This window comes from Longispora albida DSM 44784 (assembly GCF_000379825.1).
GTDB classification, from domain to species: Bacteria; Actinomycetota; Actinomycetes; order Mycobacteriales; family Micromonosporaceae; genus Longispora; species Longispora albida.
This window is the reverse complement of record NZ_KB903833.1, coordinates 11,830-27,393: the sequence shown is the minus strand read 5'-3', so window position 1 is coordinate 27,393 and position 15,564 is coordinate 11,830. Positions and strand designations below refer to the sequence as shown.

Sequence of the window (15,564 nt, the reverse complement as noted above, 5' to 3'; positions counted from 1 at the left end):
CCGAGCCTAGCCCGGTGGCGGCCTCCGGGTGACGCCGGTCTCCCACTGTCCCAACTGCGGGGACGACAATTCACCGCGATTTAGTCAAGTTTCCTTACTGTTCATCGGGGTCCGGGAACGGCCCCGGTTCCGGCCGGGCATTCGGGGCAAATGCCCAACCTCGGGTGCCCTCAGGGCAGGTGCTTGGCCAGGAAGGCGTCGATCATGGGCCTGACCTGCTCACCCTCAGTGCCTTCGAGCAGCGAGACCCCGTGCGAGGGGCCGGGAAGGACCTTCTTCTCCTCTGTACCCGGATGCGCGGCCGCCAGCTCGTCGAGCATGGACACCGGCGTCGTCCCGTCGTTGTCCGACCCGACGATCAGCACCGGCCCGTGGTAGTTCGCCAGGGTGGTCGCGGCCGTGTACTCCATGAACTTGGTGACCGGGCTCAGCGCGACGACCCCGGCAGCCTTGAGCTCGGCGGCCTGGCCGAGCGCGTACATGCCGCCCCGGGAGGCTCCGATCACGACGATCGAGGTCGCGCCGGCCCTGGTCAGGTGGGCGGCTGCGGCCGGGAGCGAGTTCAGGGCGGTGTTGGCGTAGGAGAACGTGGCGACGTGGTACCCGTTCTTCGCCAGGCGCCGCGCCTCGGTCTCCCACTGGCAGGCGTTCCCGTTGGACTGCGGGGCGAGGATCACGCCCTTGCGGCCGGAGCCGAGGAGCACGACGCGGGTGCCCTTCTCGTCGGGTACGAAGGCCGCTGTCGCGCCCTGGTCGTTCTTGTAGCACTTGGGCATGGGGTCCTGCGCCGCCGGCGGCACGCTCGGGGCCGCGCTGGGGGCGGCGGTGGTCGCCTGTGCGGCTTTCGGTGCGGGGCTGGGCTGGTCGCAACCGGCCGCGACCAGGCCCAGCCCGGCGAGGACGAGCAGAGACAGAACACGCTTCATGTCCGGGGAGGGTACGGACGGCCGGGCACAACTCGATCAAGACGCGGCCACAGCCCGGCGTTTTCAGGAAACGGTGATCAGGGCGTAGGAGCCCTGCGCGGCGTACATCCGCCCGGTCTGCGGGTCGGTGAACCAGGTGACGACGGCGTACCGTCCGGCGGCCAGCCCCGGCACGCTGACGACCACCTGCCCCGGAGACAGCGGCGGCACCCCCATCGGCAGCCCGTCGAACGGGGACACCGACGGCCACTGCCCACTGGAGACGGCCTCGAAGAACGCCGGGATGTCAGCGGCCTGCGCCTCGGGCCTGAGCCGCATCAGCACGGCCTCGTTGAGGCGGCTCGACTGGTTGGCGACGAGCAGGGCGCTGCCGGCTGGTACCTGGGCCGGAGCGGAGAACCTCGACCCGGCCGCCGAGTCACGGACGACGATCGCGCCCCTGGGTACCGGCGGCAGGGCCAGCCTGGTCACCGGCCCGGCGGTGAGCGCTCGGACGACGGGGCCGGCCGAACCGCGCTCGAAGCTGACGTAGTCGACCAGGTGGTACGTGCCCGGGTTCAGCCAGGCACTGACGGAGGCGGTCCGGCCCGGCATGGTGATCGCGCCGCCCGTCATGACGGCTTCCCGGCTGACGGCCTCCGCTGCGGCCTGCGCCTCGGGACCGTGCCCGCTGATGCTGAGCTTCAGGTGGCCGAGGAACGCGCCGAGGTCCACGCCGTCGTTCAGCCGGACGATGCCGAAGCGGATGCCGCGCTGGTTCGTGGTGGAGACGCGGAAGGTGCTGATCCCGGCCGGTACGGCGTCCGGGGCCGTGAACCCGGCCGCGTCACCTGTCACGTCGGCGCCGGCGTCCCGGGGCACCGTGCTGGCGGCGGGTGCGGCGTGGACCGGCGACTCCGGGGAGAAGGCGAGCACGGGTACGAGAGCCAGGGCCGCGATGGCGAGCACCCGGCGGCGTGACGTGGTCATCGGGAATCCTTCTGTGGCGCTGAGCTGCGGACCTCCACATCAGACCAGCCCGGGCGCCCCAAGATCATCGGGGACGATCCCGATCCTTCCCCTGAGGACGGTCCCTAGGGGTTCCGGGTGAAGGCCGCGAACTCCTCGTGGAAGCCGGGGAACGTCTTCGCGACGACGGCGGGCTCGTCGAGCGTGAGGCCGGGAACGCGCAGCCCGGTGACGGAGAAGCTCATCGCGATCCGGTGGTCGCCGTGGCAGCGGATCTCAGCGGCGCTGGGCGCGCCCGGGTGCACCTCGATCCAGTCCGGCCCGGTCGTGGCCCGGATGCCGAGTGCGCGCAGGTTCGCCGCGCAGGCCTCCAGCCGGTCGCATTCCTTGAGCCGGGTGTTCGCGACGTCCACGATCCGCACCGGGCCGTCGGCGAACGGCGCGATGGCCGCGAGGGTGGGCATGGTGTCGGAGATGTCGCGCATGTTGACGGTCAGCCCGTCCAGCCGGCCCGTGCCCCGGACCGTGGTGCTGTCCGGCCCGATCGCGACGTCCGCGCCCATCAGGCCGAGGATCTCCGCGAACCGCAGGTCACCCTGGAGGGCGTCCGTCCCGAGGCCTGGGACGGTCACTGTCTTCCCGGTGAGCGCGGCTGCCGCGAAGAAGTAGCTGGCGGTGGAGGCGTCGGGTTCGATGTCGTACTCCGTGGCGGTGTACCCGCCCGGTTCGGCCGTGAGGATGTCCCCGTCCCACGTCACCTGCGTGCCGAAGGCTCGCATCATGGCGATGGTGATGTGCACGTACGGCACGGACACCAGCCCGGTGAGTTCCACGCGGAGGCCGTTGGCCATGAGCGGCCCGGCGAGCAGGAGAGCCGTGAGGAACTGGGAGGAGAGGCTGGCGTCCAGGCGTACAGCCCCGCCCTTGATCCCGGCGGCGTGCACGGTCAGCGGGTGGTGGCCCTCGGCTTCGTGGTGGACCACGTCCACGCCGAGGTCACGGAGCGCGGCGGTCAGCGGCCCGAGCGGGCGGCGGCGCATCTGCTCGGAGGCGTCGAACCGGAAGGTACCGTGCCCGCTCGCGGCCAGTACGGGCAGGAAGCGGGCCACTGTCGCCCCGTCACGGCAGAACACTCTGGCTTCGCGGACCGCCGGGCCTTCTGGCCTGCCGGTGACCCGCCATTCCGGGCCTGCCGTGTCCGCGGAGTAGCCGAGGCTGGACAGCCCGGCCAGGAACGCCTCGGTGTCGTCCGACCTCAGGCCGCCCCGCAGCACCGTCGTGCCCCGGGCGGCGGCGGCCAGGAACAGCGCGCGGTTGGTGATCGACTTGGAGCCGGGAATCAGCACAGCGGACACGGGGTCCCCTTCGCGGGTCACAGACGGCCGCAGCACCGGGGCCCTGACAGGTCCGAGTGTAGAGATCACCAGGCGGTACGAGGCGGATCGCTCCCGGCCCCGCCAGGATGTGGAAGCCCGGGCGCTGTCGCCGTCCCTGGTGAACGGGCCGCGTGCCAGGCGTCTTCGACGATCTGGGCCAGGGTTGAGCTGGCGGGGTGCCAGCCCAGTAGGTTGCCTGCCCGGCTGATGTCGGCGGTCAGGGATTGTGGTTCGGGCTTCGGCGGGGCGTGCACGACCGGGAAGTCCACGCCGCTGACCCGCTGGACGGCTGCGACGACCTCGGCCATCGACGTACCGTGCCCGCTGCCCACGTTGCACACCAGGTGCTCCCCCGGCACGGCGGCATCGAGCCCGGCAGCGAAGGCCCTCGCGACGTCGGCCACGTGCACGAAGTCGCGTACCGCGCGGCCGTCGCCGTTGAGGGTGACGTGCGGGAGTTCCCCGGTCGCGGCGCGGATCGCGTTCGGGATGATCCGGGCCGGATCGCGGTCGGGGACGCCGTCCACGGCTCCGGCGACGTTGAAGCAGCGCAGGCTCACGGCGGCGATGCGCCCGGTGGCGGCGTACGCCCCGATCAGCCGCTCGGCCGCCAGCTTGGATTCGGCATAGGGGTTACCGGGGTGCGGATCGAGATCCTCGGACAGCGCTCCGGTGCGGGCCGGGCCGTAGACGATGCTCGTGGACGCGAACACGAACGGAACCGGAGCCTCGGGCAGCGCCATCAGGAGGTTGAGCGTGCCGGCCAGGTTCACGTCGAAGGTGACCAGCGGGCCGGCCGCCGGCTCGCGGACCTGGCCGAGCGCCGCGAGGTGCACGATCCCCTCGAACTGACCGGCCAGCATGATCTCCGCGAGCCGCGCACGGTCCCGGACGTCGCCGGTGACCAGCCCGGGCCCCGTCGCCTGCCGCCTCGTGAGCACCGTGACGGTGTCGCCCCGGGCGGCCAGCTCCCGCACGACCGCGTGCCCGACGAACCCCAGGCCACCTGTGACCAGTACTTTCACGGGTCCATTCTCACAGGAGCCTTCGGCCCTCTGGTGTGGACACCGGATGTTGACGGGTGGCCGGGGGTGCTGCTGGCAGCCGGTACAAAATCAGGATCTTGGGTTTGGTTCTGGGGTTGGGGTTGGGGTTGGGGCTCAGCGGGCCGCGAGTGCCCGGGAGGAAGGCGTGACGGGTGACGGCAGGCCGGAGTAGCCGAGGTAGGAGTGGATCGCGGCGGCGGCCGAGCGGCCCTCGGCGATCGCCCACACGATGAGCGAGGCACCCCGGTGGGCGTCGCCCGCCACGAAGACACCGTCCACAGTGGTCTGCCAGTCCGGGGTCGCCGGGATCGTGCCGCCCGTGTCGAGGCCGAAGCCGGAGTCCGTGCCCGCGAAGCCGATCGCGAGCAGGACGAGGTCGGCAGGCAGGACGCGGGACGTGCCGGGGACGGGCGTGGCGACCCGGTTCGTGACGGTCACCTCGTCGATGGCCACGCCGGTCACCCGATCCTCGCCGAGGAACGCGGAGACCGCCACGCCGAACTCGCGGACGCCGCCCTCCTCGTGGGCCGCGTAGCTGCGCAGGATCCACGGCCACGTCGGCCAGGGGTCCTCGCCCCGGGTGACAGGCGGCACCGGGTACCGGTCGAGCTGCGTGACCGAAGCCGCACCCTGCCGGTGCGCGACACCGAGACAGTCGGCGGCCGTGTCACCGCCGCCGATGATGACGACGTGCTTGCCCGCCGCGTCGATGGCCGGGGTCTCGCCGTGCGCGACGTACCGGTTGGCCTGCACCAGGTGCTCCATCGCCTGGTGGACGCCTGGCAGGTCACGGCCGGGCGTTCCCGGCTCGCGGCCGGTGAGCGCCCCGGTGGCCAGCAGCACCGCGTCGTACCGGGCACGCAGGGCCGCCAGGTCCGTGACGTTCACTCCGCAGGCGAACCTGACGCCCTCCTGCCGGAGCTGCCCCAGCCGGGCGTCCAGCGCGGACTTCTCCAGCTTGAAGTCGGGGATGCCGTACCGGAGCAGGCCGCCCGGCTCGTCGTCGCGCTCGTAGACGGTCACGTCGTGGCCGGCCCTGGCGAGCTGCTGGGCTGCGGCGAGGCCGGCCGGGCCGGAGCCGACGACGGCGATCCGCTTGCCGGTGCGCGAGGTGGCGAGCACCGGATCGAGCGGGGCCTGGCCGGCGATGAACTGCTCGACCTGCTTGATCGTGACCGGGTCGGAGCCGATGCCCAGGACACACGCCGCCTCGCACGGCGCGGGGCAGAGCCGGCCGGTGAACTCCGGGAAGTTGTTCGTCGCGTACAGCTCCTCGGCGGCAGCGGCATACCGGCCCGTGCGGACCAGGTCGTTCCACTCCGGGATGCGGTTGCCGAGCGGGCAGCCGTCGTGGCAGAACGGGATGCCGCAGTCCATGCAGCGCGCGGCCTGGGGGCCGACGAGGTCCGTGCTGGCCGGCAGGTAGACCTCGCGCCAGTCGGTGATCCGGACCGGCACCGGGCGGCGCTCGGCTGTCTGGCGGCCACAGGCGAGAAAGCCCTTGGGATCAGGCATGGACAGCCTCCAGCGGAGAGACGAGACCCAGAGCCAGCTTGTACTCGCGTGGCATGACAGCGGTGAACCGGCGCGGATCCCAGTCGGCCAGCAGCATCGCCGCGATCGTGGAACCGGTGTGGTCGAGGTGGGCGGAGACGAGGCCCCGCAGCCCGGCCGGGTCGCCGACCGGTTCGAGGTCGACGAGTTCCCGGTTGACCTGGAACGGGTCGAGGTCGAGGACGTAGGCCACGCCGCCGGACATGCCGGCCGCGAAGTTCCGCCCGGTCGGGCCGAGGACGACGACAGTGCCGCCGGTCATGTACTCGCAGCCGTGGTCACCCACGCCCTCCACCACCCCGGTCGCCCCGGAGTTGCGGACGGCGAAGCGCTCCCCGGCCCGGCCGCTGGCGAAGAACTCGCCGGACGTCGCCCCGTACAGGATCGTGTTGCCGGCGACCACGTTGTCCGAGGCGGAGAAGCGGGCCGAGGCGACCGGCCGGAGGATGATCCGGCCACCCGACAGGCCCTTGGCCGCGTAGTCGTTGGTGTCGCCGTACAGGCGCAGGGTCACGCCGCGCGGCAGGAACGCGCCCAGCGACTGGCCGGCCGTGCCTCGCAGGGTCACGTCGATCGTGCCGTCCGGCAGGCCCGCCGCCGAGAAGCGGGTCACGGCGGAGCCGAGCCGGGTACCGATGGAGCGGTCGGTGTTGGTCACGTCGGCCGTGGCCCGGAGCTGCCGGCCGGGGATCCACTGCTCCAGCAGGCGGCCGTCCACTGCGGACAGCGTGTGCTCCTGGGTGGACGTGCGGCGGCGCGTGCCCGGTACCTGGTGGAGGATCGGCGACAGGTCGAGGTGCGAGGGGAGCTGGCGGAGCAGGTCTGCCCGGCCGATCGCCTCGTCGAGGGAGCGGAGGCCGAGGGCTGCGAGGTACTCGCGGACCTCCTCCGCCAGGTACCAGAAGAAGTTCTCGACGAATTCCGGCTTGCCGGAATAGCGGGCCCGCAGGACCGGGTCCTGCGTCGCGATGCCGACCGGGCAGGTGTCGAGGTGGCAGACACGCATCATGACGCAGCCCTGGACGATCAGCGGCGCGGTGGCGAAGCCATACTCCTCGGCGCCGAGCAGCGCGGCGATCACCACGTCGCGGCCGGTCTTGAGCTGGCCGTCGACCTGCACCGTCACCCGGTCGCGCAGCCCGTTGAGCATGAGGGTCTGCTGGGTCTCGGCCAGGCCCAGCTCCCACGGAGCGCCCGCGTGCTTGAGCGAGTTGAGCGGGGAGGCACCCGTGCCGCCGTCGTGGCCGGAGATCAGGATGACATCGGCCTTGGCCTTCGCCACGCCGGCCGCGACCGTGCCCACGCCGGTCTCCGAGACCAGCTTCACGTGGACGCGGGCGGCGTCGTTGGCGTTCTTCAGGTCGTGGATGAGCTGGGCGAGGTCCTCGATCGAGTAGATGTCGTGGTGCGGGGGCGGGGAGATCAGGCCGACGCCGGGCGTCGAGTGCCGGGTCTCCGCGATCCACGGCCACACCTTGTTGCCGGGGAGCTGCCCGCCTTCGCCGGGCTTCGCGCCCTGCGCCATCTTGATCTGGATGTCGTCCGCGTTGACCAGGTACTCGCTGGTCACGCCGAACCGCCCGCTCGCGACCTGCTTCACGGCGCTGCGCCGCAGCGGGTCACGCAGCCGGGCCGGGTCCTCGCCGCCCTCTCCGGTGTTGGACTTGCCGCCGATGGTGTTCATGGCGATGGCCAGGTCGGTGTGCGCCTCGGCGGAGATCGAACCGTAGGACATCGCGCCGGTCGAGAACCGCCTGACGATCTCGGTGGCCGGCTCGACCTCGTCCAGGGGCACGGGCTCGGCCTCGGCGAAGGTCAGCAGGCCACGGAGCGAGCCGCTTTCAGCGGCAAGGGCATCGACCTTCTCCGTGTACTGGCGGAAGACGCCCTCCTGCTTCGACCGCGTGGCGTGCTGGAGCAGGAACACCGTCTCCGGGTTGAACAGGTGCACCTCGCCATCACGCCGCCACTGGTACTCGCCGCCGGCCGGGAGGCCCTTGGTGGTGTGCCGGGCTGCGATGTCGGCCGCGATCCTGTCGAGGCCCGCGCCGCCCAGCCGGGCCGTCGTGCCCGTGAAGTACCGCTCGACCAGGTCTGCCGACAGGCCGGTCGCCTCGAAGACCTGCGCGCCGCAGTACGAGGTGACGGTCGAGATGCCCATCTTCGACATGACCTTGAGGACGCCCTTGCCGAGCGCCTTCACGTAGTTGCGGACGGCCTTCTCCGGTGCGATGTCCAGCGCGCCCTGGCCGATCAGGTCCTCCACGGACTCGAAGGCCAGGTACGGGTTGACGGCGGCGGCACCGTAGCCGATCAGCAGCGCGACGTGGTGCACCGCCCGGCAGTCGCCAGACTCGACGACCAGCGAGACCTGGGTACGGGTCTGCTCGCGGACCAGGTGCTGGTGGACGGCCGCCGTCAGGAGCAGGCTCGGGATCGGGGCCAGGTCCGGTGTGGAGTCGCGGTCGGAGAGGACGAGGATGCGGACGCCGTCCTCGATCGCCTCGGAGACGTGCCGGCAGATCTCGGTGATCCGGGCCCGCAGGCCGGTGGCGCCGTCGGCCGCCCGGTACAGGCCGGAGACCCGGACGGCCTTGAAGCCGGGCAGGTTGCCGTCCTCGTCGATCGACAGGATCTTCGCCAGCTCGTCGTTGTCGATCACCGGGTACGGCAGGACGATCTGGCGGCAGCTGGCCGGGCCCGGGTCGAGCAGGTTGTGCTCCGGCCCGATCGTGGTGGCCACACTCGTGACGAGCTCCTCGCGGATCGCGTCGAGCGGCGGGTTCGTGACCTGGGCGAAGAGCTGGGAGAAGTAGTCGTAGAGCAGCCGGGGCCGCTTCGACAGCGCCGCGATCGGCGTGTCGGTACCCATCGAGCCCAGCGGCTCCGCCCCGGTCAGCGCCATCGGGGCCAGCAGGATCTTCAGCTCCTCGGCGGTGTACCCGAAGGTCTGCTGGCGGCGGAGCACCGAGGCGTGGGTGTAGACGACGTGCTCGCGCTCCGGCAGGGTCTCCAGGTGCATGAGGCCAGCGTGCAGCCAGTCGGCGTACGGCTCGGCGGCCGCCAGCCCGGCCTTGACCTCCTCGTCGGTGATCATGCGCCCGGCCGCCGTGTCGATCAGGAACATCTTGCCCGGCTGGAGGCGGCCCTTGGCGACCACCTGGTCCTGGGGGATGTCGAGCACGCCGGCCTCGCTGGCCAGCACCACCAGGTCGCCGGCCGTCCGCCACCACCGGGCCGGGCGCAGCCCGTTGCGGTCCAGCACCGCGCCGATCACCGTGCCGTCGGTGAACGCCACGCAGGCCGGGCCGTCCCACGGCTCCATCAGGCTCGCGTGGAACCGGTAGAAGGCGCGCTTGGCCGGATCCATGCCCGGGTCGTTCTCCCAGGCCTCCGGCACCATCATCAGCATCGCGTGCGGCAGGCTCCGCCCCGACAGGTGCAGCAGCTCCACGACCTCGTCGAAGCTCGCGGAGTCGCTGGCACCGGGCGTACACACCGGGAACAGGCGCTTGATCCGGCCCGGGATGGCCGGCGTGGCCAGCAGGGCCTCGCGGGCCGCCATCCAGTTCCGGTTGCCACGGATCGTGTTGATCTCGCCGTTGTGGGCCACGAACCGGTACGGGTGGGCCAGCGGCCAGGACGGGAACGTGTTCGTGGAGAACCGGCTGTGCACGAGCGCGAGCGCCGTGGTGGCGCGCGGGTCGGACAGGTCGGGGAAGAACGAGGAGAGCTGGGCCGGGGTGAGCATGCCCTTGTAGACGATCGTGCGCGCCGACAGGGAGGGGAAGTAGAGGGGATTGCCCCGTTCGCGGCTCTCGCGCTCGGCCTGCTTGCGGACGCAGTACGCGACGCGTTCGAGGTCGAGGCCCGTGGCGCCCTCGTCGGAGGCGAGGAAGACCTGGCGGATGACCGGCATGGCCTCGCGGGCGTCCCTGCCGAGCCCCGTCTCATCAGTTGGGACGTCGCGCCAGCCGAGGATGTGGGCGTGCTCTGCGACCGCGTACTTCTCCAGGACCCGGTCGTTCGTGCCGAAAACCAGGCCGGTGATGTACTCACCGGGCGGCGGGAGATCGAAGTCCACGACTGCGCGGTAGAAGGCGTCGGGAATCTGGAACAGCACCCCGGCGCCGTCACCCGTACCGGGGTCGGCGCCCTGAGCACCACGGTGCTCCATCCGGCACAGCGCGGCCAGGCCCTGTCCGAGCACGTCGTGGCTCCGGCGGCCCCTGACATCGGCGACGAGGGCCACCCCGCAGGCATCGTGCTCGAACGCGGGATCGTACAGCCCCTGAGCCACCGGGTACTGGGAGAACGGGGGCTGGGCCGCAGAATGCTGCATCGGGCCTCCTCGACGCGGATCGCTAGGGGAAGCGGGACGGCGTCGGCCCGGCGGAGTGAGCTGAGTCTACGCTACCCAGCAGTACAACCGTCCGGTGATCTCATTCACTGAGAGACAGGGTGGACACGGCGCGCGGTGACTCTGATATACGCATAGTCCGGGGCCGGTAAGGGGCGGCGGCGGCGTTTTGCCGGGCGGGTCGGCCAGCGTATTGTTCGGCGGGTGTCCAAGTCCTCACGGTTTCGCTGCTGCGGGGTGCTGATCGACGGGCTGAACCCTCAGGGTGCCGTCGACGTGCTGCTCAAGTCCCAGTTCGGGGAGTCACGGCGAACCCATCTGTGCAACGCCTACACCCTCTCGCTGGCCCTGCGTGACCGCGGGTACCAGAAGCTGCTCAACGAGGCTGACGTCAACTTCGCCGACGGCCACTACGTCGCCATGACCGGCCGCCGCCGTGGCCAGCCGATGATGACCGAGCGGGTGTACGGCCCCGACCTCATGATGGGGACGCTGGACCAGGGCCGGGCCACCGGCCTGCGGCACTACCTCTACGGCGCCTCCCCGTCGACCGTCGCCGCGCTGGAGACGGCGCTGCGCGAGCGGCTGCCGGGCGTGGAGATCGTCGCGGCCGAGTCGCCGCCGTTCCGCCCGCTGACCGGCGAGGAGGCCGACGACCTGGTCCGCCGGGTGCACGAGCTGCGGCCGGACGTGTTCTGGGTCGGGCTGGGCACGCCGAGGCAGGACCAGTTCGTCGCGGAGTACACGGCCCGGCTGGGCTGCACCGTCGTGCCGGTCGGCGCCGCCTTCGACTTCTGGTCCGGCAACAAGCCGATGGCGCCGGAGTTCGTCCGCAAGCACGGCCTCGAATGGGCGTACCGGCTGGCCACCGAGCCCAAGCGGCTCTGGAAGCGCTACCTCGTCGGTAACCCGCTGTTCGTGTACGGCGTGCTGACCGACCGCTGGCGCCGTCCCGTCTGAGCGGTGAACAGGGCCTGTCCGCACGGGGTCGCGGGGCCTGAACGCCCGCAGGGTGCGAGGTATGCTCCTGACCGCTGAGCAGGATCACCGCGACACTGGGACGCCATCGGCACGCCACCCTCTCGGCTGCGACGACACGCTTCGAGAGGGATGTGGGGATCGAGTGCCAGGACCAGCAGCCCGGGACGCGGACGTGCCCACCAGCGACGTGGCCACCGTCCGGCCTGGCCGCGCCGTCCGGGCGCTGCTGGCGCTGGTCGCGGTCGTGGCGGTGATCGCGGCGACAGCTGTGCCGTTCGCCCCGGTGTGGTCCAGCCAGACGACGGTGTCCTGGCCGGTGGCTGGCAGGGACCCCGTTTCGAGTACCGCTTTCCTCTCCCCGTACCAGCCCGCCGAGCTGCACGTGACGGTGCCGTGCGGTGTACTGCGGGCCGCGCCGAAGTCCGGCCGCCAGCTGGTGTTCAGCACGACGCCGCCCGCCAGCTCCAGCACGGGCGCGACGGTGACACTGGTCGACGGCCAGGCACAGGTCACGCTCGGCGGCAGGCTGGTCGCGCAGGGCCCGGCCGACGCCAGCGAGGGCTGCGGGGTCACGATCGACGCCGCCGACTCGGGTACCGCCGTGCGGATCGGCGGCCAGACCTGGAGCGTGCCCGGCCAGCCCGTGACGGAGATGAGCACGTTCGCGACGGGCCTGGCCCCGGCGGCGGCGCGCGGGCTGACCGCCACGGCACGGGCCCGGGTGTACGCCGAGACCGCTCCGCACAGCACGAAACTGGCGCTGATCGGCGCATGGGCGCTCCTGGCCCTCGGCTGCCTCGTGCTGCTCGGCTGGTCCGGCCCTGCCGTGGCCCGTGAGCGCGCTCCCCGCCGCGTACCGGGTGAGCGGCGGTGGGTGAACGGGCTGATCGACGCCGGGGTACTGGCCGCGCTGGCCGCCTGGGGCGTGATCGGCCCCGGGGTGTGGGACGACGGCTGGGCGCTGATCACGGCGACCAACGCCGACCACAGTGGAGCGATCACCAACTACCACACGCAGCAGAACACGTCAGAGATGTTCGTGCTCTCGCAGTGGGTGGTGTGGGCGTTCGCCCAGGTGTCGCAGGCGCTCGTGTGGCTCCGGCTGCCCATCGTCGTGATGGCCGCGATCCTGTGGTTCGTGCTGAGCCGGGGTGTCCTGGGCTCGCTGCTGCCCGGTACGGCGCGGCGGTGGCCCGTGCGGCTGACCGCCGCTGTGGCGCTGCTGGCCTGGTGGATGCCGTACTGCCTGGCGCTGCGGTTCGAGCCCTTCGTCGCCCTGCTGGTGACCGGTGTGCTCGCCCTCGTCCTGCGCGGCACGGCACAGCCGGCCCGCCGGGGGCTCGTCTGGCTCGGCCTGGCCGCAGTGCTGACCGGCCTGGCCGCTGCCGTCACGCCCAGCGGGCTGCTGGCGGCCATCGCGGTGTGGCTGGTGCTGTGCGCCCGCGTGTGGCGCAGGCTCACCGACGGGCAGGGCTGGCGGCGGTGGCCGGACCTGGTCGCGCGGACGTTCGCGCTGACCGCGCTCGCCTCGGTGTTCGCCGTGGTCACCTTCGCCGGGCAGTCCTGGCACGGCATGCTCCGCGCCGTCGAGCAGCACAACACCGGCTCGATGCCGAACCTGCCATGGTTCGCGGAGGCCACCCGGTACACCTATCTGTTCGGGGCCTACAACTACGGCGCGACGACCGGCCGCCGGGTACCGATCCTGATCACCCTCGCTCTGCTGGCCGTGGCGGCGCTGTGGCTGGCACGAGGGGCGCGTGCGGTACCCGGCGGGAACAGCCTGCTGGTCATGGCACCCGTGTTCCTGGGCGGGACGGCAGCCCTCGCGTTCACGCCGTCGAAGTGGACACACCATTTCGGCTCGCTGGCCGGGGTCGGCGCGGCGCTCGTCGTCTGCTCGGTCGTCACAATCCACCAGGCCGCACGGAGGTGGCCGGACGACCGGCGCGCCAGGGCGATCGGGCTGGCCGGTGGCGGCATGGTGGCGATAGCCGCGAGCCTCGCGTTCGCCGGGCAGAACACCTGGGTGTCGTACTCGCAGTTCGGCCTCCCCTGGCAGGACGGCCCGCTGCGGCCGTTCGACAGCCCGCTGTTCTGGGTGGTCCTGGTCGCCGCCGGGTACGGGTGCCTGCGGCTGCTGGGCCGGGCCGGCAAGGTCTCCCCCGGCAGGGCTCCGGCGGCTCTGGTCGCCACGCCAGCCGTGCTGGCCACGGTCGCCCTGTCCGCCTCGGTGCTCGCTTTGCTGGCGATGTTCGCCGTGGCACCCCTCAAACAGCGGGCGGCCGGCGGCTACTCGGCCGGCCTGGACAACGCCCGGAACCTGATCGGCCACGAGACCTGCGGGCTGGCCGACAAGGTCGAGGTGTACCCCGACATCCCGGACAGCTCCCTGCGGCCGGCCGGGCGGGAGGCCGCGACCCAGACCGGGTTCGTCGCGGCCGGAGGCTGGGCCAGCCAGCCACCCGGACCATCTACTGTGGACGGTGTGACGACCGTCTGGGGCAGCCTGGCCGGCGGGATCACCGGCTCGACGGGCACCCTGACGAGCCCGTGGTACCGGCTGCCAGCCCTGGCCCGTGACCAGCGGATCGGCCTGTGGACGGCCGGGCGGACCGGCGACGGGAACCGGCTCGCCCTCGAGTTCGGGATCAACAGCGCCACCGGCGTGACGGCGCTCGGCGAGCGGGTACTCGACGACGCGGCCATCGACGCCGCGCTCCGTACCCCCGACTACGGCCAGGCGACCAAGCAGCGGCGGCTCCCCCAGAACCACCCCGCGTGGCGCACGCTGCTCGTGGAGCCCGGAGAGGTACCCGCCGGGGCGGACAGGGTGCGGGTCCGCGCCGTCGACGCCACCACCGACGCGGGCGGCTGGATCGCGGTGACCGGCCCCCGGGTGGTGCGGGCGACGTCGCTGACGACCTTCCTGGGGGAGACCGGCGGTACGGTGCTGATGGGTCCCCTGATGACCGCGTACATGCCGTGCGTGACGATGCCGGCCGCCGCGCGCGGGCTGGCGTCGGGCCCGGCGGTCACGCTGACCCTCGGCTTCCCGTACACCTGGCAGGAGAACGGCTTCCCGTTCGAGGTCTGGGACCCGCCGCTGGCCGGGCTGCCGGCCGTCGCGAAGGCGCAGGAGATCCCGAGCCGGCTGCTCGGTGCCGGTGACGAGCCCATGCAGCTGCTCTGGGGACGCGTCAGCGTGCTCAAGTACGAAATGGAACAAGACAGTTACACGGCCACCACCCGGCGGGTACGCCAGTGGGGCTGGCAGGGCGACGCATGACCAGCACTCCTTCTGACCCGACACCCCTTGACGACCTGAGGCGGCTGACATGAACCCCGTGCTGTCCGTGGTGATCCCGATGTACAACGAGGAGCTGGTCCTCCCGCTCCTCGCCCAGCGGCTGCGGCCCGTGCTGGACGGGCTCGGCGAACCCTACGAGGTCGTCGCGGTCGACGACGGCAGCGCCGACGCCACCCCTGCCGTGCTGGCGGGCCTGCGCCGGTCCTGGCCAGAGCTGCGCGTGATCCGGCTCCGGCGCAACTGCGGCCACCAGGCGGCGCTGGCCGCCGGCATCCGCAGCGCCTTCGGTGACTACCTGGTCAGCATCGACGCCGACCTCCAGGACCCGCCGGAGGTGATCCCGGAGATGCTGGCCAAGGCCCGGGCCGGCGGCCTGGACGTGGTCTACGGCATCCGGTCGGACCGGACCACGGACACCGCGTTCAAGCGCGGCACCGCCGGGCTGTACTACCGGCTGATGCGCCGGCTCGTCGGCCGCCAGATGCCGGACCAGGCCGGCGACTTCCGGCTGCTCAGCAGGGCAGCCGTCGACGCGCTGTCCGAACTGCCGGAGCAGGCGCCCGTGTACCGGCTCGTGGTGCCCTGGCTGGGGCTGCCCAGCGGCGAGGTCAGCTACGCCAGGGAACGCCGGGCGGCCGGCGAGACCAAGTACCCGCTGTCGAAGATGGTGAAGCTGACCGTCGACAGCGTGACCAGCTTCTCCGCGGCGCCACTGCGGCTGGCCACCTGGCTCGGCCTGTCCGTGGTCGCGCTGTGCGTGGCGCTGGCCGCCGCCGCCGTCATCGCGTTCGCGACGGGTTCCGTGGTGCCGGGCTGGGCCTCGACCTACCTCGTGGTGCTGTTCATCGGCGCGATCCAGCTCGTGTGCCTGGGCGTGCTCGGCGAGTACGTCGCGCAGATCTACCGCACGCTGCAGGCCAGGCCCGCGTACTTCATCGGCTACGACTCGGCGGCTCCGGACAGCGGAAGTAGTACCGGCCGCCGGCAGATCCCCGCACCCCGGTCGACTTCCCACGAGCAGGTGCCGCGTTCCTGAGCCGGGATAACGCGTTGTGCGAGCGGG

9 protein-coding genes are annotated in these 15,564 nt (G+C 72.0%); 3 read left to right on the top strand and 6 right to left on the bottom strand.

The annotated features are described in order from the left end of the window. Positions 1 to 170 precede the first annotated feature (170 nt). The 6 genes from A3G1_RS0117775 to gltB all read right to left on the bottom strand — a co-directional run bounded on the left by A3G1_RS0117775 (position 171) and on the right by gltB (position 10,192). A complete protein-coding gene (locus A3G1_RS0117775) occupies positions 171 to 926 on the bottom strand; it encodes an alpha/beta hydrolase (RefSeq protein ID WP_018350826.1) in 756 nt (251 codons plus the stop codon). Between the two features lie 63 nt (positions 927 to 989). Next, on the bottom strand, positions 990 to 1,895 hold the full coding sequence (locus A3G1_RS0117770) for a hypothetical protein (protein WP_018350825.1): 906 nt from the start codon (positions 1,893 to 1,895) through the stop codon (positions 990 to 992). Positions 1,896 to 1,999: 104 nt separating this feature from the next. After that, positions 2,000 to 3,229, bottom strand: coding sequence for a 3-phosphoshikimate 1-carboxyvinyltransferase (aroA, locus tag A3G1_RS0117765; protein ID WP_026212245.1), 1,230 nt, complete (start codon positions 3,227 to 3,229; stop codon positions 2,000 to 2,002). 65 nt (positions 3,230 to 3,294) lie between these two features. Then, positions 3,295 to 4,275: an NAD-dependent epimerase/dehydratase family protein gene (locus A3G1_RS0117760; protein ID WP_018350823.1), complete on the bottom strand. Its 981-nt coding sequence runs from the start codon at positions 4,273 to 4,275 to the stop codon at positions 3,295 to 3,297. 135 nt (positions 4,276 to 4,410) lie between these two features. Then, positions 4,411 to 5,811, bottom strand: coding sequence for a glutamate synthase subunit beta (locus tag A3G1_RS0117755; protein WP_018350822.1), 1,401 nt, complete (start codon positions 5,809 to 5,811; stop codon positions 4,411 to 4,413). Next, positions 5,804 to 10,192, bottom strand: a complete 4,389-nt coding sequence (gltB, locus tag A3G1_RS35380) for a glutamate synthase large subunit (RefSeq protein ID WP_018350821.1) — start codon at positions 10,190 to 10,192, stop codon at positions 5,804 to 5,806. Before gltB ends, A3G1_RS0117755 begins: the two co-directional genes overlap by 8 nt. A 222-nt stretch (positions 10,193 to 10,414) precedes the next feature. Between gltB and A3G1_RS35375 the strand changes: the two genes are divergently transcribed. The 3 genes from A3G1_RS35375 to A3G1_RS0117735 all read left to right on the top strand — a co-directional run bounded on the left by A3G1_RS35375 (position 10,415) and on the right by A3G1_RS0117735 (position 15,537). Beyond that, entirely contained in the window at positions 10,415 to 11,170 is a 756-nt protein-coding gene (locus A3G1_RS35375; RefSeq protein WP_040478788.1) for a WecB/TagA/CpsF family glycosyltransferase, read from the top strand. A 163-nt stretch (positions 11,171 to 11,333) separates the two neighbouring features. Further along, entirely contained in the window at positions 11,334 to 14,480 is a 3,147-nt protein-coding gene (locus A3G1_RS0117740; protein WP_169437586.1) for an arabinosyltransferase domain-containing protein, read from the top strand. A 49-nt stretch (positions 14,481 to 14,529) separates the two neighbouring features. After that, positions 14,530 to 15,537, top strand: a complete 1,008-nt coding sequence (locus A3G1_RS0117735) for a glycosyltransferase family 2 protein (protein WP_018350818.1) — start codon at positions 14,530 to 14,532, stop codon at positions 15,535 to 15,537. Positions 15,538 to 15,564: the final 27 nt, after the last annotated feature.